Annotated in this window: 28 protein-coding genes; 12 read left to right on the forward strand and 16 right to left on the reverse strand. The window is 43.9% G+C overall.

Annotation, left to right across the window (positions count from 1 at the left end; genetic code table 11):
- Positions 1-9: 9 nt before the first annotated feature.
- The gene (locus OKX00_RS16090; RefSeq protein WP_265408008.1) at positions 10-2,175 is read right to left on the reverse strand and encodes a glycoside hydrolase family 3 N-terminal domain-containing protein; all 2,166 of its coding nucleotides are present in this window, start codon (positions 2,173-2,175) and stop codon (positions 10-12) included.
- Between the two features lie 438 nt (positions 2,176-2,613).
- Between OKX00_RS16090 and OKX00_RS16095 the strand changes: the two genes are divergently transcribed.
- The 3 genes from OKX00_RS16095 to OKX00_RS16105 all read left to right on the forward strand — a co-directional run bounded on the left by OKX00_RS16095 (position 2,614) and on the right by OKX00_RS16105 (position 5,726).
- Positions 2,614-3,873 carry a sugar ABC transporter substrate-binding protein gene (locus tag OKX00_RS16095; RefSeq protein ID WP_265408009.1) on the forward strand — a complete coding sequence of 420 codons (1,260 nt, stop codon included), beginning with the start codon at positions 2,614-2,616 and terminating at the stop codon, positions 3,871-3,873.
- 85 nt (positions 3,874-3,958) lie between these two features.
- The gene (locus OKX00_RS16100; RefSeq protein ID WP_062239665.1) at positions 3,959-4,843 is read left to right on the forward strand and encodes a carbohydrate ABC transporter permease; all 885 of its coding nucleotides are present in this window, start codon (positions 3,959-3,961) and stop codon (positions 4,841-4,843) included.
- A gap of 16 nt (positions 4,844-4,859) precedes the next feature.
- On the forward strand, positions 4,860-5,726 hold the full coding sequence (locus tag OKX00_RS16105) for a carbohydrate ABC transporter permease (protein ID WP_416054346.1): 867 nt from the start codon (positions 4,860-4,862) through the stop codon (positions 5,724-5,726).
- Between the two features lie 250 nt (positions 5,727-5,976).
- On the opposite strand, the gene OKX00_RS16110 is transcribed toward OKX00_RS16105, so the two are convergent.
- Positions 5,977-7,320 (reverse strand): glucoamylase family protein, encoded by a 1,344-nt coding sequence (locus tag OKX00_RS16110; protein ID WP_265408011.1) that lies wholly within the window; start codon positions 7,318-7,320, stop codon positions 5,977-5,979.
- A gap of 193 nt (positions 7,321-7,513) precedes the next feature.
- Here OKX00_RS16110 and OKX00_RS16115 point away from each other — a divergent pair, with 193 nt between their 5' ends.
- Both OKX00_RS16115 and OKX00_RS16120 read left to right on the forward strand, forming a co-directional pair.
- Entirely contained in the window at positions 7,514-7,660 is a 147-nt protein-coding gene (locus OKX00_RS16115) for a hypothetical protein (RefSeq protein WP_265408012.1), read from the forward strand.
- Between the two features lie 122 nt (positions 7,661-7,782).
- Positions 7,783-8,022 carry a hypothetical protein gene (locus tag OKX00_RS16120; RefSeq protein ID WP_265408013.1) on the forward strand — a complete coding sequence of 80 codons (240 nt, stop codon included), beginning with the start codon at positions 7,783-7,785 and terminating at the stop codon, positions 8,020-8,022.
- Positions 8,023-8,266: 244 nt separating this feature from the next.
- On the opposite strand, the gene OKX00_RS16125 is transcribed toward OKX00_RS16120, so the two are convergent.
- From OKX00_RS16125 to OKX00_RS16135, 3 genes are all read right to left on the reverse strand, one after another.
- Positions 8,267-8,665 carry a hypothetical protein gene (locus OKX00_RS16125; protein WP_053355046.1) on the reverse strand — a complete coding sequence of 133 codons (399 nt, stop codon included), beginning with the start codon at positions 8,663-8,665 and terminating at the stop codon, positions 8,267-8,269.
- Between the two features lie 84 nt (positions 8,666-8,749).
- On the reverse strand, positions 8,750-9,088 hold the full coding sequence (locus tag OKX00_RS16130; protein ID WP_265408014.1) for a hypothetical protein: 339 nt from the start codon (positions 9,086-9,088) through the stop codon (positions 8,750-8,752).
- Positions 9,089-9,346: 258 nt separating this feature from the next.
- Positions 9,347-9,475 carry a hypothetical protein gene (locus OKX00_RS16135; protein ID WP_255357618.1) on the reverse strand — a complete coding sequence of 43 codons (129 nt, stop codon included), beginning with the start codon at positions 9,473-9,475 and terminating at the stop codon, positions 9,347-9,349.
- A 193-nt stretch (positions 9,476-9,668) separates the two neighbouring features.
- On the opposite strand from OKX00_RS16135, the gene OKX00_RS16140 reads away from it, so the two are divergent.
- On the forward strand, positions 9,669-10,121 hold the full coding sequence (locus OKX00_RS16140) for an SgcJ/EcaC family oxidoreductase (protein WP_265408015.1): 453 nt from the start codon (positions 9,669-9,671) through the stop codon (positions 10,119-10,121).
- A gap of 82 nt (positions 10,122-10,203) precedes the next feature.
- Here the strand turns inward: OKX00_RS16140 and OKX00_RS16145 are convergent, their stop codons facing one another.
- The 3 genes from OKX00_RS16145 to OKX00_RS16155 all read right to left on the reverse strand — a co-directional run bounded on the left by OKX00_RS16145 (position 10,204) and on the right by OKX00_RS16155 (position 11,786).
- Positions 10,204-10,563: an SET domain-containing protein gene (locus OKX00_RS16145; protein ID WP_248254619.1), complete on the reverse strand. Its 360-nt coding sequence runs from the start codon at positions 10,561-10,563 to the stop codon at positions 10,204-10,206.
- A gap of 186 nt (positions 10,564-10,749) precedes the next feature.
- Positions 10,750-11,271 (reverse strand): competence protein ComK, encoded by a 522-nt coding sequence (locus OKX00_RS16150; RefSeq protein ID WP_053355050.1) that lies wholly within the window; start codon positions 11,269-11,271, stop codon positions 10,750-10,752.
- A gap of 305 nt (positions 11,272-11,576) precedes the next feature.
- On the reverse strand, positions 11,577-11,786 hold the full coding sequence (locus OKX00_RS16155) for a hypothetical protein (protein WP_062239652.1): 210 nt from the start codon (positions 11,784-11,786) through the stop codon (positions 11,577-11,579).
- Between the two features lie 177 nt (positions 11,787-11,963).
- On the opposite strand from OKX00_RS16155, the gene OKX00_RS16160 reads away from it, so the two are divergent.
- The gene (locus OKX00_RS16160) at positions 11,964-12,263 is read left to right on the forward strand and encodes a DUF5316 domain-containing protein (RefSeq protein WP_062239649.1); all 300 of its coding nucleotides are present in this window, start codon (positions 11,964-11,966) and stop codon (positions 12,261-12,263) included.
- Positions 12,264-12,277: 14 nt separating this feature from the next.
- Here OKX00_RS16160 and OKX00_RS16165 read toward each other — a convergent pair whose 3' ends face one another.
- Genes OKX00_RS16165 through OKX00_RS16185 form a run of 5 tightly spaced genes read right to left on the reverse strand, consistent with a single transcriptional unit; the run spans position 12,278 to position 17,069 of the window.
- Positions 12,278-12,451 carry a hypothetical protein gene (locus OKX00_RS16165; protein WP_265408016.1) on the reverse strand — a complete coding sequence of 58 codons (174 nt, stop codon included), beginning with the start codon at positions 12,449-12,451 and terminating at the stop codon, positions 12,278-12,280.
- Between the two features lie 26 nt (positions 12,452-12,477).
- Positions 12,478-13,533: an autoinducer 2 ABC transporter substrate-binding protein LsrB gene (lsrB, locus tag OKX00_RS16170; RefSeq protein WP_053355053.1), complete on the reverse strand. Its 1,056-nt coding sequence runs from the start codon at positions 13,531-13,533 to the stop codon at positions 12,478-12,480.
- Entirely contained in the window at positions 13,530-14,540 is a 1,011-nt protein-coding gene (locus OKX00_RS16175) for an ABC transporter permease (protein WP_416054347.1), read from the reverse strand. The genes lsrB and OKX00_RS16175 overlap by 4 nt, the downstream gene beginning before the upstream one ends.
- The gene (locus tag OKX00_RS16180; RefSeq protein WP_416054249.1) at positions 14,524-15,564 is read right to left on the reverse strand and encodes an ABC transporter permease subunit; all 1,041 of its coding nucleotides are present in this window, start codon (positions 15,562-15,564) and stop codon (positions 14,524-14,526) included. The genes OKX00_RS16175 and OKX00_RS16180 overlap by 17 nt, the downstream gene beginning before the upstream one ends.
- Positions 15,561-17,069: a sugar ABC transporter ATP-binding protein gene (locus tag OKX00_RS16185; protein ID WP_265408018.1), complete on the reverse strand. Its 1,509-nt coding sequence runs from the start codon at positions 17,067-17,069 to the stop codon at positions 15,561-15,563. The genes OKX00_RS16180 and OKX00_RS16185 overlap by 4 nt, the downstream gene beginning before the upstream one ends.
- A 195-nt stretch (positions 17,070-17,264) precedes the next feature.
- Between OKX00_RS16185 and OKX00_RS16190 the strand changes: the two genes are divergently transcribed.
- The 4 genes from OKX00_RS16190 to lsrF are packed head-to-tail and all read left to right on the forward strand — an operon-like array spanning position 17,265 to position 20,970.
- On the forward strand, positions 17,265-18,227 hold the full coding sequence (locus OKX00_RS16190; RefSeq protein ID WP_265410564.1) for a sugar-binding transcriptional regulator: 963 nt from the start codon (positions 17,265-17,267) through the stop codon (positions 18,225-18,227).
- Positions 18,212-19,774 (forward strand): autoinducer-2 kinase, encoded by a 1,563-nt coding sequence (gene lsrK / locus OKX00_RS16195; protein ID WP_265408019.1) that lies wholly within the window; start codon positions 18,212-18,214, stop codon positions 19,772-19,774. Before OKX00_RS16190 ends, lsrK begins: the two co-directional genes overlap by 16 nt.
- A gap of 34 nt (positions 19,775-19,808) precedes the next feature.
- Positions 19,809-20,171 carry a cupin domain-containing protein gene (locus OKX00_RS16200; RefSeq protein WP_265408020.1) on the forward strand — a complete coding sequence of 121 codons (363 nt, stop codon included), beginning with the start codon at positions 19,809-19,811 and terminating at the stop codon, positions 20,169-20,171.
- Between the two features lie 4 nt (positions 20,172-20,175).
- Positions 20,176-20,970: a 3-hydroxy-5-phosphonooxypentane-2,4-dione thiolase gene (gene lsrF / locus OKX00_RS16205; RefSeq protein ID WP_265408021.1), complete on the forward strand. Its 795-nt coding sequence runs from the start codon at positions 20,176-20,178 to the stop codon at positions 20,968-20,970.
- Between the two features lie 266 nt (positions 20,971-21,236).
- Here lsrF and dnaN read toward each other — a convergent pair whose 3' ends face one another.
- Entirely contained in the window at positions 21,237-22,367 is a 1,131-nt protein-coding gene (gene dnaN / locus OKX00_RS16210) for a DNA polymerase III subunit beta (protein WP_265408022.1), read from the reverse strand.
- 151 nt (positions 22,368-22,518) lie between these two features.
- On the opposite strand from dnaN, the gene OKX00_RS16215 reads away from it, so the two are divergent.
- Complete coding sequence (locus OKX00_RS16215; RefSeq protein WP_265408023.1) at positions 22,519-23,412, forward strand: diacylglycerol/lipid kinase family protein; 894 nt, start codon at positions 22,519-22,521, stop codon at positions 23,410-23,412.
- 60 nt (positions 23,413-23,472) lie between these two features.
- Here the strand turns inward: OKX00_RS16215 and OKX00_RS16220 are convergent, their stop codons facing one another.
- Positions 23,473-24,222: a gamma-glutamyl-gamma-aminobutyrate hydrolase family protein gene (locus tag OKX00_RS16220; RefSeq protein ID WP_265408024.1), complete on the reverse strand. Its 750-nt coding sequence runs from the start codon at positions 24,220-24,222 to the stop codon at positions 23,473-23,475.
- 301 nt (positions 24,223-24,523) lie between these two features.
- On the reverse strand, positions 24,524-25,282 hold the full coding sequence (locus tag OKX00_RS16225; protein ID WP_265408025.1) for a TrmB family transcriptional regulator: 759 nt from the start codon (positions 25,280-25,282) through the stop codon (positions 24,524-24,526).
- Positions 25,283-25,332 lie beyond the last annotated feature (50 nt).

Raw genomic sequence — 25,332 nt, forward strand, 5'->3', positions numbered from 1 at the left:
TCTTTCAATTTATTTAACTAACGAAAACGTTACTTCCTTCACATTGGAGCTGCAAGGGCCCACATAAGCGGTATAGGCTCCGGGATCGCTCGCTAACGTTAAATCTGAATGATGGTATCTCAGTTGTTCTTCTTTTAAAGTAAAGATGATTTCCTTTTTCTCTCCGGACACAAGCGCCACTTTCTCGAACGCCTTCAACTCTTTCAGCGGACGGACAACTTCACCCGCCATGTCTCTCACATAAAGCTGTACCGTCTCTTCTCCATCCCGATTTCCTGTGTTCGTGACTGTAATGGATAGCTGAATCGCTTCACCCGGTTTTAAAACATTACTTAATAATACCGGCTCTCCGTAGCTGAATGACGTGTAGCTTAATCCAAACCCAAACGGATAAAGCGCTTCGTTCGGCACATCAAGATACTGAGAAACATAGCGTTCTTGTGCATCTGGTGCACCTTGAGGCCTCCCAGTATTAAAGCAGTTATAATAAACCGGCACCTGCCCCACCGAATGTGGAAACGACATTGACAGCTTTCCGGACGGATTTACTTTTCCTAAAAGAAGTTCTGCCACCGCATGGCCTCCTTCTGTTCCAGGAAACCAAGCTTCAAGGATTGCGTCTGACTGCTCAGTAATATCCCTAAGATCGAGAGGACGGCCGTTAAACAAAACGGTGACAATTGGTTTGCCGATTTTCTTTAAAGCTGAGAGCAGTTCGCGCTGAATTTCAGGCAGTCTGATGTCGCTTCGGCTCCCGGCTTCTCCGCTCATATCCGAGTTTTCGCCAAGCGCAAGAACAACGATATCTGCATGAGCTGCTGTTTCAAGAGCCTGCTGAAGCTCTTCCTCCGTACCAGTTTCAATACCGCAGCCTTTTGCAACGGATAATCTATCATGAGCCAGTCTTTCCTTCAGCCCATCATACAGTTGAATCGCTGCTTCTCTAGAACCTTTCCATGACCACGGCCCAAGAATATCTCCGTTTTGTGCAAATGGGCCAATCAGTGCAACCTTTTGGCCGGATTGAAGAGGAAGGACATTTTCATTTTTTAATAGAACGCAAGACTTGGCTGCAAGTTCTCTCGCCACCGCTCTGTGCGGCTCACTCATGATCACTTCCTGCTCCCTTTGTTCATCCGTTCCGCGATGAGGGTTTTCAAACAGCCCGAGCTTCTTCTTTAATGCAAGAATGCGGAGTACAGCTTCATCCAGCAGATCTTCTGATACTTCACGGTTTTCAATTAACTCCTTTAAGTGATTCACATAGCACAATGTCATCATTTCAATATCGACACCCGCCGTAAGCGCTTTGGCGGCTGCTTCTTTTTCATCCACTGCCACGCTATGGGGAATCAGTTCTTTTACTGCACCCCAATCCGAGATGAGGACGCCGTCAAAGCCCCATTCCTCTCTCAGGAGACCGCGCATCAGCCTCTTATTTCCTGAGGCTGGTATGCCGTCCACCGTGTTAAAAGCGGTCATGACCATCTCACAGCCCTCATCCAATGCTGCTTTATAGGCCGGCAAGTACATTTCCCTCAGCTGCCGTTCAGACATGTCTACAGTATTATAGTCACGTCCCCCTTCCCCGGCTCCGTACGCCGCGAAATGCTTGACGCAAGCTGCAACACGGGAAGTATCGGATGTTAGGTCATCTCCTTGAAAACCACGAACAAAGGCGCGAGCAAATTCACTGTTTAAATAAGGATCTTCTCCTGTGGATTCCATGACTCTTCCCCATCGCGGATCACGGACGATGTCGACCATCGGGGCAAACGTTACATGAACACCTGCTACGGAGGCTTCAGCGGCGGCAATCTCCGCACTTTTTTCCGCAAGCTTGATATCCCATGAGCACCCGATCGCAAGCGGTACCGGAAAAATCGTCTTAAATCCATGAACAATGTCCGCCATGATCAAGAGCGGAATGCCCAGCCGGTTGGTTTTAAGATGTGCTTCCTGTATCTCACGCACCTCTTTCGCGCCGGATGCCCCAAGGACCGAACCGCTATTTCTGACTGTTTCCTTCGTAACGCCCATTTCTGCCATCGGCCCCGTTATCTCTCCTTGTTCTTTTGATCCTTCAAAAAAAGGAGCGGCCAGCTGGATAAGCTGAGCAATTTTTTCATTTAGAGTCATTTCTTTTACAAGAGAATGTAATGTTTGGTCTGGCATTTCATTTCCTCCAATCGGCTTTAATATACGTGCAATATAGATGTAACATATCATTCCAAAATACGTAGAAACGTTTCGATTACTATTCAAAAAGGATTATAAATGGTTCAAAACATCATCGTCAATGAAAGAATTGAAACGTTTCACTTATGTCTCTTGCTGAATCCCTTGCAGGCAAAGGGATTCATAAACATAAATAGTTAGAATATTTATTTTTTTAAAAATACATTTGAAAAATTCAGTTGTAAACGATTTCATTATGAATTATAATAGCCCTGTCGAAACGTTTCAATAAAAAGCATTGAAAATCTTCTTCTATGTTTTTTGTTAATAATAGAAACGTTTCACTGAAAAGGAATACTTTACTAGAATTAATCTGCAGTGAAGAAGTAAAATGGATAAGACCCAAAAATTGATCAACGTACAGGGGGAGTAAATATGAAAAACTGGTTACCTAAACTCAACAAAAAGCTAATCGTCGGTTCTTTGGCAGGAGCAGTACTCATGTCAGGTGCGCTCACAGGCTGTTCATCCAGTACATCAGGAAGCGGAAAGACCGTGATTAATGTATGGGGAATGGGAGAAGAAGCCAAATCATTACCCAAGATTGCCGAAGCCTTTGAAAAAGAAAATCCAAAAATTGATGTTAAGGTTCAGGCGATCCCTTGGGAGACTGCCCACGATAAGCTGCTAACAGCTGTTGCTGCTAAAAAAGGGCCAGATGTTTTGCAGATGGGAACAACTTGGATTCCAGAATTCGGTTCCGCGAAAGCTTTGCTGGATTTAAAACCTTATGTGAAAAAATACCCGGAGCTCGACCCGTCCAACTATTATGCCGGTTCTATAGAAACAACAAAATATAAAAACCAAACGGTCGGTGTTCCATGGTATATCGACACACGCGTCCTCTTCTACCGTACCGATCTTTTAAAGAAAGCCGGTTTCAATGAAGCTCCTAAAACGTGGGAAGAACTGAGTGCAGCTGCCAAGAAACTATCTGAGCGCGGCAAGAATAAGTACGGCATCAGCCTTGATGTCAAAGAACAAAGCTTAGGCTTTATGTTCGCCCGGCAAAACGGAGCGGAATTGCTCGATAGCCAAGGCAAACCTCATTTCAATGATCCAAAGTTTGTGGAAGCGGTCGATTATTTAAACAGCTTCTTTAAAAACGGATCTGCGCCAAAAGACGCTGGTATTGATATCGTACAAGGATTCCGCGGCGACGGTATTCTGCCAATGTTTATAAGCGGTCCGTGGATGGTTAAACTCATTAACGACCAAGCACCAGACTTAAAAGGAAAATGGGCAACCGCTGTCCTTCCTAAAAAGGAAAACAATCTATCAGCACTTGGCGGTTCCAATCTTTCTGTCTTCCAATATACAAAACACAAAGATGCTTCACTGAAATTCCTGGCATTTATGAACAAGCCTGAAACTCAGCTAAAATGGATGAATATGACAAATTCTCTTCCTTCTACTAAAAAAGCATGGGAAGATCAGGCACTGAAAGACAACAAGTTCTACACAACGTTCGGCGAACAGATGAAAGATTCCAAACCAATGCCTGTCATCAAACAATGGGAACCGGTCGCTCAAGAATACTTAAGCAGCTTTGAAAAGATTTACCGCGGCCAAACCACACCGAAAAAAGAAATGAACGAGTTCAACAAAAAAGCGGAGGATCTTTTAAATAAATAAAGACAAACCCTGATAACTAGCAGACTTTCTGCTAGTTATCCCTTTACATCCCCAGATTAGATCGATGTGCAGAAAGGAGCGAAACATGAAAGCCATAAACACCAAAACGCCTTACTTATTTATCGCACCTGCCCTTCTCCTTTTAGGCCTGTTTTCTCTGTTTCCAATCGTCGTTGCTCTTGTCATCAGTTTTACGGACATCAGTCTCGAAGGTTTGGGCGACTGGTCGATGATTCATTTTGTCGGATTGGAAAATTACATTCAGGTTTTTAAAGACCCTATTTTTATGAAGTCCTTGTTTAATACGCTTTTTTATGTAGTAATCGGTGTGCCTTTGGTCATTGTTTGTTCTTTGGCCATCGCTTTGTTGATCAACTTCGGCAAATCACGCATTTTCCGAGCCTTCCGTGTGATCTTTTATATGCCTTCGATCACAAACGTGGTAGCAGTCGCCGTTGTATGGAGCTACCTGTACAATCCACAGCTCGGACTATTCAATTATGTACTGAATTGGCTTCACCTGCCTCCTGTTCCATGGCTCACCGATCCGAACATGTCGAAAGTATCACTGATCGCACTCGCTGTCTGGCGGGGAATCGGGGTGAACATGATTATCTTTTTGGCAGCACTCCAAGGGATACCGAAAACTTACTATGAAGCGGCACAGCTTGACGGAGCAACCAACTGGAAGCAATTGACGAAAATCACCCTTCCGCTCCTGCGTTACGCAATCTTTTTCGTTTCAATCACTACCATGATCGGCTGGCTTCAATTTTTTGAAGAACCGCTAGTCATGACAAAAGGCGGCCCTCTCGACAGTACCACCTCTGTTGCGCTGTTTATTTACAGAAATGGTTTCCAGCTCAGTAATTTCGGATATGCCGCTGCCGGATCTTTCATTTTGTTTATTGCGATCATTATCATCACACTGCTTCAATTCCGATTGCAGAAAAAAGAGGTGGACTATTAAGATGGGGAAGTTAGAGATGACTGCGATAAAAGCAAAGACGCAAACTAATGCTTCAGTTAAAGCCCGAAGAACGGCCAGTGGCCAGCAATGGGTAACCGGCATCATTTTGGCTCTCGGTGGATTTCTCGTCTCTATTCCATTTATTTGGATGATCTTATCTGCGTTCAAACCTGAAATGGAAGTCATGCAGATCCCGCCAACCTTTTTGCCACATGAATTTACGCTTGAGAATTTTACCAACCTGTTTGAAAACATGAACTTCACGGTTTATTTGCGGAACACAATCATCGTGGTGCTCTGTTCATTCGCGGGTTTGTTTTTAAACGCGATGGCGGGATATGCTTTTGCCAAGTACCAATTCAAAGGGAGGGAAAAATTGTTCTACCTCGTACTCGCTACGATGATGATTCCCGGGCAAGTAACGATGATTCCCGTATACCTGATCTTGAACCAGCTTCACCTGACGAATACGATGGCCGGAATTGTTTTACCAGGATTAGTCGGGGCGTTCAGCATCTTTTTGTTCCGTCAGTTCATGTCTACCATTCCAGATGAGCTGCTTGAAGCCGCACGCCTCGATGGAGCCAGTGAATTCCGGGTGTTCATTCAGATTATCCTGCCGATCTCTAAACCCATCCTGGCTGTTCAGGGGATCCTGACATTTATCGCCGGCTGGAACAGCTTCCTATGGCCTTTGATCATCGCCAACGATGAAAAACTGTATACCCTGTCTGTCGGGCTTTCTCTTTTAAAAGGACAATATGGCGGCAACTTCGCCTTGCAGATGGCCGGTTCTACCTTTATGGTCGTACCGATCGTGATCATCTTCATGCTGTTTCAAAAGCATATTATTGAGGGCTACACCATTTCGGGGATGAAATAAAGCCAAGCACGCAGACTTTTAGCAGTCTGCGTGTTTTTTGTGTGTGCACCTGCCAGTGTGAGAGTTCGTAGTTTACTATAATCAGCTTTTGGCAGGTAAATGTGCTGTTTTGGCGGGTATTTTTTTTTTTTTGGCGGGTAAATCTCTCATTTCCGCGGGTATTCCTCACGTTTTCGCGGGTAAACAGCAATCAAGCATCCAAATCACACAAAAAAAGAGCGGCATACCCACTCTGGCAGCCGCTCGTTCATTATTTAATCGAAAACTCTTCCCTTTTCAGCAAATCTAGCGGTTTTTCCGCGATAGGATCTTGATGGAAGTAATTACGGATCACATCATGCTTCACATGGTTGGCGATCGATACCATGATCATTCCCTGATCCAGCGCCAGGTAGGCTTTGGCCACTTCCCCGCTCTTTACATTTACTGAGTCATAAAATCCATACTTTCCATAAACGTGCAATTTTCTAAGCTCAGCAAGGTTTTTACGAACGGCTGCTGGTGCATAGTCCAGTGCAAGAAACGATGCATGAGCCGTTACCGTACCATCATCTTTATAACCCGATGTCCCAAGCGGTGTTGCTGCGAACTCACTGTAGCCTTCAGGAGTGGCAGCAGGAGAGAATCCCCAAGCCCTATAGCCTTTCTCCTTCGCAAACGCCATTTGCAGCTGAACATGCCGCTCGTTATTTAAACCAAGTGCGTTCTTGCCATATTTTTTCTCATTTAACACAAGGCCCGGCATCAGCCCTTCAAACATGCTTCCTCCCCAGCTCGGTACATACTTTACACCCTTGTACTCATAATGCCCCTCGAAAACTGAGACACCGTCATACTCTGCAGTTGGTCCTTCCGGAATCTGTGACTGCCAATCCCATTCAGGCGGAAGGGTTCTGTACATTTTCCACCAATGATCCCTGGGTACATCTCCTTTGCCGATGGCGATATAACTCCCCAGTCTTGGCTCGGTATAAAACATCCCATAATGATGTTCAGTCAATTTACCCGTCACAACATCATAGCCGCCACGGAACTGTCCGACTTCCGGATCATAAAGTGTCTTGTAATCCATCGCCTTTACAATTTTGCTTGTTTGCGGATAGAGCTCCTTATACGACTGTCCTGCGGTCATTAATCCCGCCGTCAACCAGCTATTGTCTACCTGCGAAATAAATTGTCCCCAGTCCGTTTTAAGAGAGCCGTCCGTATTGTACCAATTGTAAAATAAGCCGTTCCACTTCTTTAAGCTGTTCAGTGTATGGAGTGTTGTTTGGATGCGCTGAACGGCTTCCTTTCGTGAAATAAAGCCCATTTCCTGCGCAGATATGGTACTCAGGAGATACATTGAAATATTGGTGGGTGATGTATGCTTGGCTTCTTCAACTTTCCCGTTTGGGAGCCTGACCGTATCACTCGTTAACCCCGTTCTTGGATCGGTATAATCACTAAAATAAGAATAGGTATCCTTTGCAATCGCTTTCAAATCATTTTGAAATGCAGCCTGGTTATGTTCAGAGGCCTGAGCCGCAGTAGCTGAACAGACGGTAAAAAGAATACAAACTGAAGCGATTACCACATTCATCAGCTTCTTCATTTTTTCTCCTCTCACTGATTTATTTTATTTTATCGAAACGTTTCACCAACATTTTATCATTCTATAGTTTTAACGTAAACTTATTTTCTGAATATTTAGTATCTATCCATTAAAACAGGGCTTTTGACATCCGCAAAAGGTTTCACTTTCATATAAACTATTGATAGATCAATTATTGAAAGAGACAAAAGAATTGTTCCAGTCACTTTCTGTAGAGCAATATCCTGCACTGAATGAACTCGCCGGCTATTCAGCAGTTGTTCATGGTGAACCGCAGTTTCTGTTTGGCCTGCATGTTCTGTTGGACGGCCTTAAACATAATAAAAAGCTCAACTCTTAAAAGTGCTGAGTATTTTATTGTTAGGCTGTTTTCGTAACCTTTGTTGCTCTTAGGGGTGGTTGATTTCCGTTTCAGGATGCTCGCTTTTACCGGCATAAACGCCTACTTTCGCGGGGCGTGCGGTGAGCCTTACCGGCGCCAGCGGCAACTTTCTCGGCGAATGTCGCCTGTGGGTCTCACCTGTCCCGCTGCTCCCGCAGGACAAGGATGGCTTCGGCAGCGTTATATCGCACGAAGAAAATGTGGAATTTATTTTCGAGGAGTCTCACACCTTGCACTCCAATCAACTTGTCAATGAAGGCTCTTTACAAAAATGTTCCCAATGCAACAATCTTTTAGAAAAGAGCTTATTGTTAAAATAGCTTGGACACCTGGGTTGAAGAAAATAAACGGTCAAGATCCGTATATGGCTTTGAAATTGTAAAAGGAAGCGGAAATTGCGAATTGTGTGCCATGGGAACAACCACCCATATCGTTATACATGGGAAGATTTCAAACCCGTACCCTTTAACAAAGCATTTCCTTGATGGGTTCAAAAATATGAAGAAATTAAAAAGCAAACAAACTAAAAACGGAACACCTCTAAGAGGCCTTCCGTTTTTGTCTTCATTTGAGCTGCCACCAGCGTTTTTTTGAAGCCTCTACAAGCTGTGCTATCGCTTCTTTCGTCTCAGAGATCTGTTCCTTAATGGCAACCAATTCTTCCTTCAGCTCAATATTTTGATGGGTGAGATCATGCAGCTGCCGTGACAGCCACTCCAGCTCACTATTCTGCTGTTCATCTTCGACGATAGCATCGGAGGCTTGAGCAAAGCCTAAGTTTCCAAGAAGGCCATCGTCTTTTAACAAGTTTGCAGCCATCATCATCATGCTGCTAAGATCAATGGAATCATCGTCTTTGTTGAGAATGCTTCCTGCTAAATTCATTATGCCGTTAACATCCAAAGCCTCTCTGCCGCTAACCTCTTCACTCTCTTGTTCTTGAATGTCATTTTTTTCTGTCATACTATCCGCTCCCCCCTGTATGCATCGTAGGCAAATACCCATAAACATCGTATGCACCGCAGAGGAATTTTGTTAAAAAAACTTTTAATATTCGTTTGAAGCGATAGTACCCACCTGTTTTAAGAGGGGCGATGGATTTTGCACCATTCTGTTTACCATATTCATGAGTTCAGGAACAAAATGAACATCACCTTGTTCCCACCGCACACTCCATTCTCTCAAATTTTCTTGAGCGGACTGAATTTGCTCCTGTTTTTCTTCTTGCAGCAATTCAATGACATGCAATAGGACATTAATATGATTGACTGACAGCAGATCGGTCCTGTAACACTCTTTATTGGCATATTCTGCAGCATCTTTAATGATGTGAGCAACGTCTGTAGGATCCGGCTTATTGGGTTCAAATGTTAGGATGCGTTTCATGGTGATCCCTCCTGCATCTGAATTGAATTTTAAAAGTAGGAATTCTCCTACACGCTTTATCTTTGACATTAGGAAAGCCAGTCCTGCTTTTTCTTTTCGTATTTTTTCGAAAGTTTTCGATTGATTTATGGAAATTGGAAGAAAATCTTAGGGGAATACGGCGATAACATTCAGAACATGCAGAATTGAAATAAAAAATCTCCGGAAACATGAGCTTCCGGAGATTTTTCTCATAAGGGGATCTAGTTTCTATGCTGATTAAGCACTAAGAATCGCAATGATCGCATCCCGGATAATTGTTTGCTGCTCTGGTGTACCAAGAAGTACCGCTACGAGCAATGCAACCAAAAGGAGTAATGCAAGCACAATTGTGACTAGAGTAATCATTCCCTCACCTCCTTATAAAGAAGATACAAAGGGAAACCCTTATGAAACTAGTATATGCGAGTCTATCAATCCCGATTGGTGCAGCTATCCCTGGAAATAAAAAAAGGCTGTCCAATTTGATAGAAAGCAGGACTTGACGATAGACTTGTATAAGGCCAAGCTATAAGTATACTGTACTTGGAGGGATATTCTTATGGGTTCTACTGCTCTTGAAGATGTAATGCAGCTATACCGCCAGTTGATTGAAGCCTGGAACCAACGAAACAGTGCCGGCATGGCGGAACTGTTTCTGACAGGGGGAGAATTAATCGGATTTGACGGCAGCCACGTCATCGGAAATAAAGAAATTTTTTCTCACCTTGAGCCGATCTTTGCAAATCATCCGACTCCCGCCTATGTCTTTAAAGTTAAAGGCATTAAGCTATTAAGCAATGAAAGTGCCCTTTTACGGTCGATCGTCGGAATGGTGCCGGACGGGAAAGATGATTTGAACCCCGACCTTAACGCTCATCAGACCCTCGTTGCCGTTAAAACGAATGGAATGTGGAGAATCGAGCTCTTTCAAAATACACCTGCTCAATTTCATGGCCGGCCTGAGCTCGTCAGGGAAATGACAGAGGAATTAAAGAACAGCTTTTTTGAGTGAATGACCTTCAGATACAAAAAGGAGTCCAATCGGGTATGATTGAAACTCCTTTTTTTATGTCCTAGTTAGGCGGATACCGCCTTCATATCGGTTTAAACCATAGTTCTCTGTCATCCTCAGGATCCCCATTATAATTCACCAGAATTTCTTCATCCGCATTAATGTCTTTATACGCGTAAAAATCAATCATTAACTCGCTTTTTTTAAGTTTATACCTGGCATTTGGGGAATAGGAATGATTAAACAGCGATCCGTAACCCAGTGCGATGGCATACCCATCACCCCAGTTAAAAACATAGTCCGCCAAGACCGTTTTAATCATATATTTGCATTCTTCTTTTGGACTCGCTATAACGGGAGCTCTATGGATCAGCTCTCCTTTTTTTATGCTGCGGGTAGCAAAGATGCCTCTGCCAAACCGCGATGGCCTTATTTCAAACATGAATACACAACCTTTCTTTCTTCGATTGTTATATTCATCGTATTCAAAGTTCACAAGCCCTGTACTGGATAAAATAAAAAAGGGCACATGGTGCCTGGCACCTTTAATCAATAAGTCCCATTCAATCTCTTTAGATACAATAAAACCCTGGCGCGCAGAGCAACCAGGGTCTTCATTTGGTTAAATTTAAGGCCGGAAAAAACGATGTGCATAAATCGTTTTTTTCTCATTGATCCGCAGTTCCAAAATAAAACGATAATGTGACGCACGATGGATTTTAGCTTCAAGCGTACTTTTAGCCTGGTTGACTGAAATGAAGGTATCGTTCGAAAAAATGATGTCTGATGTGTCGGAGGAGGTTGCCTTGACCTGTTTTACATGGGCCTGAGCAATCCAGATGCATGTGTCATTGTTCGGAGATTCAAGAGGAATGAAAAAGATGCCCAGCTGCTCACTGATAACAATTGGAGCCCGAGACCGGATTCCCATTATATGAGAAGCCCCATCCTTCCGGCCCTTATAGCTTGACCCATAGTAACCGCAGCTAAAAGTGATAACAGACTTGGGTTTTCCGCAAACACACAACGTTCTGTTTCTCTCAAGAACCTTCGTATGTAACTTGCCATACTCATCGCAGAAAGGCAGTAATGCCATGGTGTCTACATTGATTTCATATTGTTTATTTGGAACCATCACCTTATTTGTCATTAACCACTTACCCCTCTCAATTGAAAGATCCCCAGCCCCCTGGGTGATATAGACACTGCATTTTACCTCAATAACATTCCTCCTTCTGTGAACCAATCAGTTACACATCTTAATTATATCAAAAATTCTGAACTTTTCTACAATATTTTACAAAATAATCCTTTTATATGTGAAAAAAGACTCAGTTCGACAAGAATCTATTGCAGCTTCAGAACCTCTTCCTCCACATCCCGCAGCTGCACGCCCTGTACCATTCATTGTGGTATCCACTATGTCTTGCCTCCTCTTCTTTTATAGCCAGCCAGCTATTTCTGCTCCATGGTCTCCGCCCTTTTTATCCGGTCCCACTGCTTTCTGGCATCTTCTTTTAACTTTTGGTTGTTGCTGCTGTTCAGATCCTGAGCTGTCGCCCTTACTAAACGCTTACCCTGAAAATCCATAAACTGAATGATAATCTCATTGGTAACGGCCATTCTTTCCTTATACATAAAATGATACCGAATTTGCTCATCCAATTTTACCACTCCCTAATATAACGAACATTTGTTCTTATTATAAAATGCCAGCCTGCTGTTTACAATGAAATTTTTAGTGAATATACTACATTTACAGACTGGATATAAATGGTATTATTGTAGTAATGGAAATTTAAAGATGTGATCAGTATATCCAAGACACAGGAGGCTGATTTTATGAAAAGGTTTTTTATTGCGGGGCTGATTGTCGGTGCTGCTGTTTTATTAAGTGCATTTATTTTGAATGACTGGAGCTTGCTGCTCAATGTGTCTGGCAGCATTGGCCTGGTTTCGCTATTAGCTGCGGGTCTTTTCACTGGGGCTTTTATTGACGGTGACCGGTTCCGGGCAAATTACTTCAGTGAGACCAAAGAGAATCGCCAAGACAGAATACGCTATTCCACCCTCTTACTATTGTTCGCTTTGCCAAACCTGATCGTTGCAGTCAGCTATTACGTAGTACAGAATTACCTTTAATAAAAAGAAGAGACTCAGATTTGAGTCTCTTCTTTTATTTGGCTGAATTCAAAGGTCGCTGGTTTACCATAACCCAGTTTTGGCGGGTAAATGCTCTGTTTTCGCGGGTATTTTTTTATTTTGGCGGGTATTACCTCCGTTTCGGCGGGTAAATCACTTGTTTGGAGGGTAAACGGTAATTTTGCCACACTCCCTCCAAATCCTGACTGCAGAATTAAAATTTGTACTTATCAATATTATCTTTCGTGAATATGACGCGTTCAGGGAGCAAGATAATGCCACTGTCTTTGGATTGATAATCATAGCCCTGAATGGTATTTGGCTCAATTTTTACTTTTCCTATACCCGGCACTTCAAACGAGTCTCCTACTTTGAGAGTCTTGCCTTTGACCGTCATCAGGTAGGAAACGTAGGTAGCGAGTGCTCCCTGCTGTTTAACATCCCATAAGCCGAATTGTTTTACCGTACCGCGTTTAACAAAATCACGCATGACATTTGGTGTTGAAAATCCAGTGACAGTTACCTTTCCGGCTTTTTTGAGGTTTTCAGCGGCTTGTGCCATGGCCGGCAGAGCAGTAGCATCCGGACAGATGACCGCATCCACATCAGGATAGGTTTTCAAGATTCCCTCACCCACGGATAATGATTTCTGCGCGTTATTTTCACCGTATTGAGTTGTAACTATCTCCCATCCTGGATATTTTTTTGCGATAATGGCTTTCGCTTCCTTTACCCATTGATTTTGATCAGTAACCGTAGGACTGGAATAGAAGAAAGCTACTTTCCCTTTATCGCCAATCTGAGAAGCCGTCATATCGATGAGAAGCTGGCCAAGCTGCTGCGGTGTTCCCTGATTGATATAGAACGATCGGTCCTTTGGATTTACATCTGAATCCCAAGTCAGTACCTTCACTCCTTTTTGCTTTGCACGCTTTAATGTTTGAGAGAGGCCGTCAACTGAGGTTGAAGACACCATGATCGCATCATAACCCTGGTTCACAAAACTGTTAATGTATTTTACTTGCCCGGAAACAGTAGCTTCTGAAGGTCCGTCGTATTTCAGTTTGACGCCAAGTTTGTCAGCCATTTCCTTGGCCCCTTCACCACCAGACGTGAAGAACCCTACACCTGTCAGCTTCGGGATGAACGCCAGCTTAACATCCTTTGCCTCTTTGGCCTTCGGTTTACTGTCACCGCTGCTGCAGGCAGCCATCAATGAAATCATTAATGCAAAAATAAGGAACAAAGATAAGGCACTTCTTCTTTTCATCTCATTTCCCCCTTGTACGTAAGATCAGAAGAATTTGTTTTACTTTGCCTGAACCATTGATTGACTTTCTGATAGGAACTTTGCCTTGCCATGACTGAAATAATCAGCATAGCCCCAATTACAATACTCGCCTGTTCACTCGTCAGACCGATCATTTGAAGACCATATTGCATAAAGCCGATAACAATACTGGCAATCACGGTACCTGCAATCGACCCTTTGCCGCCGATGATGCTCGTTCCACCCAGAACCACTGCAGTAATGACAGGCAATACAGCTTCAGAACCTAAATCTGCTCGAGCTGAACTGAAGTAAGATGTTAGCAGTACGCCGCCTAAACCACCTCCCAATCCAGATAAGATATACGTGCTTAGCGATATCCACTTGATTCGCAAACCGCTATAGAATGCAGCCTTGCTGTTAATGCCGACAAGATACACACTTCTTCCGTATTTCGTAAAATGGAGCAATGTACAAAAGACAGCTGTCATACCGATCAAGAACCAGAGCGGATTGGGAATACCTATGAAACTCCCATTGCCAAGCTGTACGAAGGCATCTGGAAAACCACTGATACCCTCATACCCTGATGCCTTTGATCCGCCGGAAATAACAAGCGCTAATCCAGAAAAAAGAAACATACTGCCTAATGTCACCACGAGCGGCTCTACTCTGCTATATAGAATGATCAGTCCATTAAGAAGACCTGCAGCCAATCCGCAGGAGATTGCAATCAATACCGCCAGCCACACATTCACTCCGTGAGACCAGGAGACTCCCAGAATAATAGAGCAAAGACCCATGATAGAACCGATCGAAACATCAATTCCCCCTGAAATAATGACGAATGTCATTGGAATGGCTGCAATGCTGATAAACATGAAATCATTCATACTGAACAACAGATTGTTCACATTGAAAAAACCTGGGCTAAGCCATCCGAAAATGCCGATTTCCACAATGAATATAAGCAAGAGGAAGAACTCCCATCTATAGAACCACTTTATCTTCATATCCACCCTCTCCTGACTTCGGTAGTTTAGAACGGCTCATATTTTCCTGTTCTTGCTGTTTCTTTTTCCCATTGCTTTGCAGCCAGAGCTGAAACCTGCTGTCTCCTGTTACGATCAAAAGCAGAAGAAATCCGGATATGGCGTTGTTCCAGTAGGCAGGAACCTTCAGAAAGACCAAAGAATTATTGATCACCTCAAGAAAGATGGCTCCCAGACCTGCACCAAACAAAGAACCCTGGCCTCCTGAAAGACTTACACCTCCAAGGACGGCTGCCGCAATGACCTGCAATTCAATTCCTGTACCGGTTTGATTCGGCACAAAACCGATGTTCATGACAAACAGGCAGGCGGCAATCGATGCCGATAAACCGGAGAAAGTAAACGCCAGCACTGTAATGGATCTAACAGGAAGACCGATTAGCCTTGCTCCTGCCTCATTATCCCCTACCGCATAAAAGTATCGGCCCACTGAGGATCTGGTAAGAAAGAGATAGGCCACTACAGCGGCTATGATTCCAATCCAAACCGGAAGTTGAATCCCGAGAAATTCTGCTGATGACAGTTTTTTAAAATAGAATGGAATATCCTCAATCCATTTACCCTCTGTATAAAACAGCATATATCCTCTTACAATTCCCAGAGTCCCTAATGTCATGATGATTGACGGGATACGAAAGAACGAAACGCCTAAACCATTGGCAGCCCCAATACATGAACCGATAAGCAAAGCAGCGGCGACAGAAAGAGATCCTGACACCCCATGAGTAAGCATCATCCCGCAGACCGCTGCAGAAAGTCCCATAGTAGAACCCACTGATACGTCAATATTTGCTGTTATTAAGACAAACGATTGGCCGACTGCCAAAACGAGAAGAATCATACTGGACTTCAAAATCAAACCGAGGGATTCCCCACTTGTAAATGCAGGATTTACAAGGCCTATACAGCCTACAAATAAAAGAATGAACAAAAAGATAGATGCCTCTCGGATTTGCATCAATCTCAATAGGAGTTTCATGGAGCAGTTACCTCCTCTTCCACACCAAAGGAAGCACTCGTAATCTGATCCAGTGTAATGGCATCGTCCTCCAGTTTTTTGACCAGCTTTCCTTCGTGCATCACCCAAACATGGTCACTCAACGCCATAATTTCTTCTGGGTCCGATGAAATGAGAACGATACTGATTCCCTCTTTCTTCAGCTCTGAAATCAATTCATAGATATCCAGCCGTGCACTCGCATCTATTCCTCTAGTAGGCTCATCAAACAAGATTACCTTTGGCTTGGCAGCCAGATACTTTCCTAATACAATTTTCTGCTGATTTCCTCCTGATAAGGACTCGGCAGACTGGCGGCAATTTAACGCCTTCACATTAAGCTGGCTGATGTACTTTTCCGCTATCTCTTGTTCTTGCTTAAAGGGAAGGATCCATCTTTTTCCCTTATGAAGTATGGCTGAGGTTAAATTTCCTTTTAACGATGCAATTGAAAATATACCATGTGCATATCGATCCTCCGGTATATAAACGAGGCCTCTGTCGATCCGCTTTCTGACAGATAAAGTTGAAATATCTTCGCCTTCAAGACAAACTTCTCCTGAAGCGCACTGTGATATGCCAAAAATCGCTTCAGCTAGTTCAGTTCTCCCTGCCCCAACGATTCCTGCTATTCCTACAACTTCACCCTTGCAAACAGTGAACGACACAGAATGAAACCGCTTGCCAAATAGATTTTTTACAGACAAAATTGGAGTTTTGTCCTCTGCCTTTCCTTCCTGTCTACAAGGACTGACTGATGCTTTTGAATCAAATGTTTTTCCTTCAGGCATAAGGTTCTGAACCAGCTTTTCATAGGAAAACTGAGAAACGGGGCCTGAAGCACTGATCACTCCGTCACGCAAAACGGATATATGATGAGCAAGCTCGAAGATTTCTGAAAAGCGGTGAGTAATATATACAATTCCCTTTTCGCTGCTTGCCAGCTGTTTAACAATCCTGAACAGGCTTGATATTTCATGGTGGGTTAGTGTGGAGGTCGGCTCATCCAGAATCAGCAGCTCAGCATCACGCATAAGGCCTCTCAGCAATTCAACCAGCTGCTGCTCAGCAATGGAGAGCGTCGATGCCAATCGAGAAAGATCCAAATTCCAGCCAAGTCTAGTATTAAGTTCCCTAATCTTTTGTTTAACGTTCTTTTTCGGCTGTTTGAGGCCAATCGAAATGTTTTCCTCCACTGACATATTCGGAAAGATTAAAGGTTCTTGCGGAACGAGATAAATGCCTTTCTTATGTGCTTCTGCCGGAGAGTTGAAATGGACCTGCTCCCCTTTCATCAGCAATTGCCCGGAATCTGCTTGATACAGCCCGGTTATGATTTTCATTAGAGTAGACTTTCCTGCTCCATTTCCACCAATCAAAGCATGAATTTGGCCGGATAATACACTCATGTCCACGCCTTTCAAAACCAGATTCTCAGAAAATTGCTTTTTGATCTCAGACATTTGTAACAGGGATTCTTCACCCATTGGATTCACCTGCCTTTCAATCAAACAATTTTTATTGCCGCTAATTTTTGTTGGGAAAGAATAAGTGGTATTTGTAGCATTTTATCTTAGCAAATGATTCCTTAGAACCAATTTTCACACGTTGAATAGCGGGCATAATCATTTTTGGAGGAACATATGTTGAAGCAACGGTCATATGTGGAAAGGATGAAACTCATGAAAAGGTCCACTTATGAGGAGAATTTAATCGTAAAAGTAGCCTGGCACTACTATAAAAACAACCTGACACAAAATGAAATTGCCGAACTGCTGGATCTTTCCCGAAACAAGATCGTCCGTATGCTGGAAAAAGCCCGTTCTGACGGAATTGTTCAATTTAACATTCGAGGGAACGGAATCAACTGTTTGAGCACCGAAAGAGATGTTATAGAAACATTTGGACTCTCCGATGCCTTCATTATTCCAACTCCTGCTTCCAACCTGTCAGACTCCTTAGCAAAAGCGGCAGCACAATACCTTGAAAGCACCTTGACTTCCGAACAGCTTCTCGGAATTGGCTGGGGTGAAGCCGTTACCCGTACACTGCAGCACCTGTCACTTGACCCGGCAGCCAATGTATCCATTGTTACGCTGACTGGCGGAGTAAACTATTATTTTCAAAAGAAAAATTATTCTCTTGATGGCGGGCTTAGCAAATTTCAGGGCCGGTTTCATATTATCCCGGCACCATTTCTTGCCTCCTCTCACCAAATGGCCACAAGCATTCTTTCCGAGCCTGCTGTGAGCGATATCCTCGAGCTTGCAGGTGTTTCTTCTGTCATGCTCGTCGGAATAGGCGGATTGTCATCAGATGCCACCATTATTAAAGAAGAAAAAATAACCTTGAAAGAAATGACGACAATCAAGAAACAGAATGGAGTCGGCGATATCCTCGGCCAATTTTACAATGCTGCCGGAGAACTCCTCACTCTCCCTCACCATGAACGCAGAATTGGAATACCCATCTCTAAACTAAAAGGAATGAAAAATGTGGTCGGAGTAGCAGGAGGACAAACGAAAATCGATGCCATTTACGGAGCATTGAAAGGCGGATATGTTCAAACTTTAATCACGGATGAAGAAAGTGCTATTCAATTAATGCAGAAGGAGGCGACAAAAAAAGAATGGATGCCATCCTAGCACTTGATGCAGGAACGGGTAGTATTCGTGCGGTTTTATTCGATACGAAAGGCAATCAACTGTCATTGTCACAGCAGGAATGGGATCATCCCGCAGATCCGCGCTTTCCCGGCTCTATGAATTTTGATGTAAAAGAGAACTGGAGAATAGCTGTGGAATGCATAAAAGATGCCGTGCAGCAAGCCGAAATCACACCTCAATGTATAAAAGGAATCAGTGCAACAAGCATGCGGGAAGGTTTTGTTCTTTACAACAAAGAAGGCCAGGAAATTTGGGCATGCGCCAACGTGGACTCACGTGCTTCAGAAGAAGTGACAGACTTAAAACAGCTTCGCCCACTTATTGAAGAGGACCTGTACAGCCTTTCCGGCCAAACCTTTGCGCTGGGAGCATTGCCTCGTCTTTTATGGATCAAGAAAAATCAGCCTGAAATCTATAATGAGACAGCGGCCATCACGATGCTTAATGATTGGCTCCTCTATAAGCTTTGCGGAAAACTGCAAGCCGACCCTTCCAATGGCTGCACAACCGGCATCTTTAATATAAAAGAACGCACTTGGGATGCGCAGATTACCAAGGAATGCGGAATGAAGAGCAGCCTATTCCCACCTGTCCATGAAGCAGGAACATTACTTGGGCATGTTACAGCTGAAACTGCAAAGTTCACCGGATTGGCTGAAGGTACAGCCGTATTTTCAGGTGGAGGTGATGCTCAGCTCGCCTCCGTAGGTGTTGGAGTAGTGAAGGAAGGTCAGACCCTTGTTTCCGGAGGAAGCTTTTGGCAGCAAGAAGTTAACGTGACTGCCCCTGTCCCCGATCCTAAACAGCGCATACGAATCAATTGTCATGCTGTGTCCCATCTTTGGCAGTATGAAACCATAGTCTTCTTCCCTGGCCTCGTCATGCGCTGGTTTCGGGATGCCTTTTGTACAGAAGAAAAGAATCGTGCAAGAGAGCTTGGAAGAGACCCCTATGAATTGCTGGAAGAACAGGCAGCTGAAGTTCCTGTGGGCTCTTATGGCATCATGCCTATTTTCTCAGATGTGATGAACTTTATTTCCTGGCGCCATGCCGCCCCTTCTTTTACGAATCTTTCTCTCGATCCCGAACGCTGCGGCAAAAAGGAGTTGTTCCGGGCGATTGAAGAAAATGCAGCCCTGGTGACGCTGGGAAACTTAAAAATGATACAGGAGCACACCGGCTACTATCCCGATGAAGTCATTTTTGCCGGAGGAGCTTCTAAAGGCAAGCTTTGGTGCCAGATCCTTTCTGACGTGCTCGGAGTCAAGGTGAAGGTGCCGCTTGTGAAGGAAGCTGCCGCCCTCGGAACAGCGATCGTCGCTGGTTATGGAGCTGGCATTTACTCATCCATTGAAAAAGCTGCCCTTGAAATCGTTCAATGGGAGAACACATTTGAACCAAATAAAGAAAATCATATCCTTTATGCGAAGATTTTTGAGAATTGGCAGGCCGTATACAAGGAGCATCTGGCACTCTCTGACCAAGGGCTGACCCATCATATGTGGAAAGCACCTGGTTCTGTTTGACCGTCATAAATACAGAGGAAAAGGGGTGGCTGTTTTGCTGAAAGTGAATGAGGCAGAAAATGAATTCCGCTTCGGAGATCATGGCCCTAAATATTTAACGAAAGGTCCAAATGTAGACCTTGGTGTCGTCGTGCTGAAGCCTGGCCAGGACTTCCCAAATCACTATCATACGACATGCGAAGAAATTTTTTATGTACTAGAAGGTTCCATAGATTTCTATATTGATGGTGTGCGAGTGCCTGCCAAAACTGGTGACATGCTTCAAGTCCGGCCAAACGAAGCTCACTATCTCATCAATCAATCTCAACAAAATTTTAAAGCTGTATTTATTAAATCACCGCATATACAAGAAAAAGATTCTGTTGTTGTAGACAATCCAGATCTTGAGAAGGAGTGATCCTATGAGTTGGGGATTAAAAAACCGAATGAATCAAATACTGCCTGAGGGAAAAGCAGTCATGCTTGCCATTGATCACGGTTATTTCCTGGGCCCAATTCACGGGCTAGAGAAACCGGGAGAAACCGTAAAAGAGCTGCTCCCCTATACAGATTCCTTATTTGCGACAAGAGGAGCCCTCTCTGCCTGCATACCTGAAAACTGTGAAAAACCAGTGTTAATGAGGGTATCAGGTGGCCCTAGTGTAGTGGGCAAGGATTTGGCTAATGAACATATTGTCACTCCGATGAAAGAAGCTATCCGCCATAATGTCGTAGGCGTTGGTGTTTCGATCTTTGTGGGCTCAGACTATGAAACTCAAACCGTTTCAAACTTGGCCACTGTTGTAACCGAAGCTCACGACTACGGCATACCTGTCCTTGCGATTACTGCTGTTGCAAAGGAACTGCAAAAACGCGAAGCACGCTTCCTGGCCCTTGCCTCTCGAATCGGTGCAGAAATGGGCGCTGATATTATTAAAACCTATTATTGCGAAAACTTTGAAAAAGTAACGGGCACTTGCCCCGTTCCGGTAGTCATCGCTGGCGGACCTAAGCTGGATACCATGAAGGATGCATTAAATCTGACGTATAACGCCATGCAGGAAGGCGCAGCCGGCGTTGATATGGGCAGAAACATCTGGCAGTCAGAGCATCCAGGCGCCATGATTCAGGCGATCCATGAGATTGTCCGTAAGAATGCGAGTGTAAAAGAAGCGCTGGAAGTTTACGAGAATGCTGCTAATGTGAAAGTGAAATAAGCGGAAAAAGCACCGGGAGTATACTGCACCCCAATAGTTAGAGTAAAAACTCTAACTTTTCGGGGTCACTTCAGAGCGCCGGTGCTTTTTGTATTGATTATCCGCTAGTTTACTATAATAAGGTTTTGGCGGGTAAACGTCCTATTTTCGTGGGTATTTTTTTATTTTGGCGGGTATTTGCTTCGTTTCGGCGGGTAAATCACTTGTTTTAGCGGATAAACGACAATCCGCCTTCCAAACCCCAAGAGCAGACCCTCTTCTCCCCATCAATACGCTCTCACGGGAGAAATAAGATGCTGATAAGGCGAATCAGAAACAGATTCGATCAAAACAGGCTTCATGGACCCGCTGAAACTGATTTTGATTTCTTCATCTTTTATTCCGCGGAGAGCTTCCGTCAGAAATTTCCCATCAAGAGAAATACTGAGTTCTTCCTCGCCTTCTAAACTGTTAATGTTCTGGATCTCATGGATGGTGCCTGATTCCATAGATCGGGAAGAGATCCCGAGCTTTTTCCCCTCCAGAAGGGTTAGATTCACATTATTATTTTTCCACTCCCCTGCAAACAATGCTGCCCGGTCAATTCCTTTTAAGAAATCACTGGCCTGCAAAGTAATCACCGTTTTAAATTCGTTCGGAATCAAGGATGCCGTGTTTGGATACTTTCCGGCAATGAGCCTCGAATAAAAAGAAAAAACATCGGTTGAAAACTCAATATAGCTTTCAGTAAGCTTTAAGGTGACTTCACCCGTGTAGCTCCCCATTAGCTTTAAAAACTCATGCAGAGCAGGATGAGGCACGATAAATGAGCCGGTCAAATTGGCGCCGATATTGCGTTTATAGGTTGCCAGTCTCAGAGAGTCGGTAGCGGTGCTGCAGAAAAAATTTTGATCAAAGACAAAATGCACACCCGTCAGGACAGGCCGTGCACCATTTTTACTGACAGCAAACATCGTTCGTTTGATCATATCAACTAGAACGGTGCCTGGTAACTGATGGCTGGCTTCAGGCTGGGACATCGTGAGGCGAGGAAACTCCCCTGCATGAAATCCTTTTAGTGATACAACAATATCTTCTGATTGAATGGATACCGAATGATTTTCCCCAACCTTAACCAGCAGATCACCCGGCAGTTTTTTGATAAGGTCATTTAAATATTTTGCAGAAACAACGATACTTCCGGTTTTATGTACTGCAATCATGCTCTCACCTTGCACATCGGAATGCAGCACACGCTCAATCACGATCTCAGCATTGCTTCCAGTCAGGGTAAGGCGGTTATAGTCAGCAGCTATCTTTATTCCAGATAGAATCGGCAATGTTGTCCGTGCCGATACCGCTTTACTGACATCCGAAACCGCTTGGCTCAAATACTCTTTATTAATGGTAAATTCCATGTGATACTCCCTTTCGACATCCACTACCTTCTATCATTCGACAGAGAACATCTTTTTCCTTTCATGAAAGGGCCAGTGTACCGAAGTTAGAGATCAACCCGTAACGGGTACTCTCTTATTTAGGAATACAGTAAAAAAAAGGGGGGGGCCTATGACAAAGGCGATGATTATCTTGAATCCTTCTTCTGGAAAGGAACAAGCGAAGGATCTTCTTCCGGAGGCGGAACGAATACTTCAAAAATTTCATGAGGAAGTGACCGTTAGTGAAACAAGAAAAGAAGGCGACGCTGAGGAGTTTGCAAGAAAAGCATGTGAACTTCACTATGATACCGTAGTATCCATGGGCGGAGATGGTACAGTTAGTGAGGCAGTCAACGGACTCGCTGAACAAGAGCACCGGCCCGATTTTGGAATCATTCCGCTCGGTACGGTCAACGATTTTGCAAGAGCGCTGAACATTCCGCTTGACCCTTCTGAAGCTATAAAGATTCTTCCTTCCCAGCACTTTAAAAAAGCAGATATCGGTAAGATCAATGGCAGACACTTTATGAATGTTCTGGCGGTGGGAGCCATTGCCGAAGCCTCCTACAACGTGAGTACAGAGCAAAAAACACTGCTCGGGCCGTTTGCTTATTTTGTGGAAGGAATGAAGGCTATCATTAATAAAACACCATTTTCATTGACCATCTCACATGATCAAGGCGAATGGGAGGGAAAAGCGTATTTATTAATTACCGCACTTACCAATTCCGTAGGAGGTTTTGAAAAGCTTGCGCCTCATGCGAAGGTGAATGACGGGTTCTTTCATATTTACGTGGTCAAAAACATTTCTTTTCCTGGTACGTTAAACATCATCCCAAAACTGATCAAGGGTGAGCTGAAAGAACACAAAGATGTGGAATATATCAAGTCGGCTTCACTGAATGTTTCCGCTTCAGAACAGCTGGTGGTCAATATTGATGGAGATGAAGGCGAGCCTCTTCCGTTTCAAGCAAATGTGCTGAAACAACATCTCTCACTGTTCGTCCCCCCTGAAGGAAACTAAAAAAAGAGCTGATGAACAGCTCTTTTTTTATGACCTGATTTCCTATTAATACATTACTGATTAGAGAGCGGGCTGTTCCTTCTCCAACAACTCATGGCATTTTTGCACGAAATGAACAAACAATTGATGCATTTCATCACTTACTTCTGTCATATCTTCCGGATGCCATTGAACTGCTAGCATCCAGCTTTTCTCTAGATCCGTGCTTTCTAAAGCTTCAATCACTCCGTCTGAAGCATAGGCCGCAGCTTTTAAGCCCGGTGCCACTTCATCTACTGCCCCATGATGAAAACTATTAACCGATATATCCTCAGTTCCAAGAATTTCGGACAAAAGCGTACCTTTTTCTACGCTGATGGAATGAGTAGCAGCCGAACGCGCACCGTCCTGATAATGTTTAATGACATCCTCTCTCTCTTCATTTAGATCCTGCACCAGCGTGCCACCCAAAGCTCCGTTCAATACCTGAATTCCCCGGCAGATCGCAAAGATAGGAATATTATTATTCTGTGCATAGTTGATGAGGTTGATTTCTGTTTCATCTCGTTCCGGAATGACTTTTCCAAGATTAGGATGCGGTTCTGCTCCAATTTGCTGTGGATCCATGTCCTCTCCCCCGCTGAGCAATATGCCATCACACAGGGCTGCCCATTCTTTCACCGTTTCTTTGTCACCCATAGGAAGTATGACTGGAACACCACCCGCCTTCATAACGGAAGTAGCATAGCTATAGTGCAAATAGGCCGTTTCCTGACCTCCTATGTCCTTTGTTGAGCATGTAATCCCGATCACTGGCTTCTGATTCTCCAAAATAACATCTCCTGTCTGATTTTCGTTATAGGAGTCTTTACCCTATTTAGGACATTTTCAATTCGTTAAATTTCTCCAAATGAATAGCCCCTGCTATGCAGGAGCTATTATTCTTATTATATCTTGGCTTTGCAAAAGCATATTGTTGATTTTCAATCTTAATGGGCTTCGCAAACTGATGCTTAAAAGAGTCCCTCAAGTCTTTTCTCCAATAATAAGGGGTGATAGCAGGCGATGATAAGAGCCTGCTGATTTGTGAAACAAACGGAGCGCCAGAAATCAACAACATTGACTAACAGAGCTAATATCTTAAGTTCAACAGAACATTCCTTACAGCTTCATCCTTCATGACGGTGTCTTTGTATTTTCTTGTGATTTCTGTTAGTGCCACATCATGATAAAAGAATTCCGCGAAGAATTTGACGAGAGGACGTGATTTCGTCCGAATGGCTTGCCAGGCCGTATCTTCCATCCCAGCAAAGAGCATCTCCTCTTCGTCCACGATCAGGATCCGGCTTCTCTCCAACGTTCCGTGCTGCGTATCTGGTATTAAAGTCGAGACGTCCGGAATTTCCGTGGAGAGTTCACCGATCACATGAATTTTTACTGAAAGCCCGTTTTTATATTTCTCTTCCAGTAAAGAGAGATAGCCTGTTAAGTCATCCGCCCACCCAGAAATGATAATGGATTGTTCCGCTCCCTGCAGCAGACCTTGCAGGACAGATTGGATGGACTGATTGTCTTTCAGCGTCCACACCCGGTCGTCGGTTACTGTTTTTTTTATCTGTGCTTCTCTAAGCTGCTGTACATTGGTCTCAAAGTCGGCTTTGAGCTTTTTAATCGTTGCCTCGATCGGCAGTGCGGTATACAGCCGCTTTTTTTCCACCGTTGATTCCATGATCATTCCTTTTTCCGCCAGACGGTGAAGCACCTCATACACTTTGGAACGGGGAACTCCAGAACGTTTGACAATACCGGTAGCATCCAGCGGCTGATCCTCGGTGATTAAGGATTGATACACCTGGCTTTCATATTGAGTAAATCCGAATTGCTGCAGCATGTTTTTGACTCCTTGACTTTAATCACTATGTAAATCATAACACAGTCCTT

The organism is Fictibacillus sp. KU28468 (genome assembly GCF_026153615.1).
Taxonomy (GTDB): Bacteria; Bacillota; Bacilli; order Bacillales; family Fictibacillaceae; genus Fictibacillus_C; species Fictibacillus_C marinisediminis.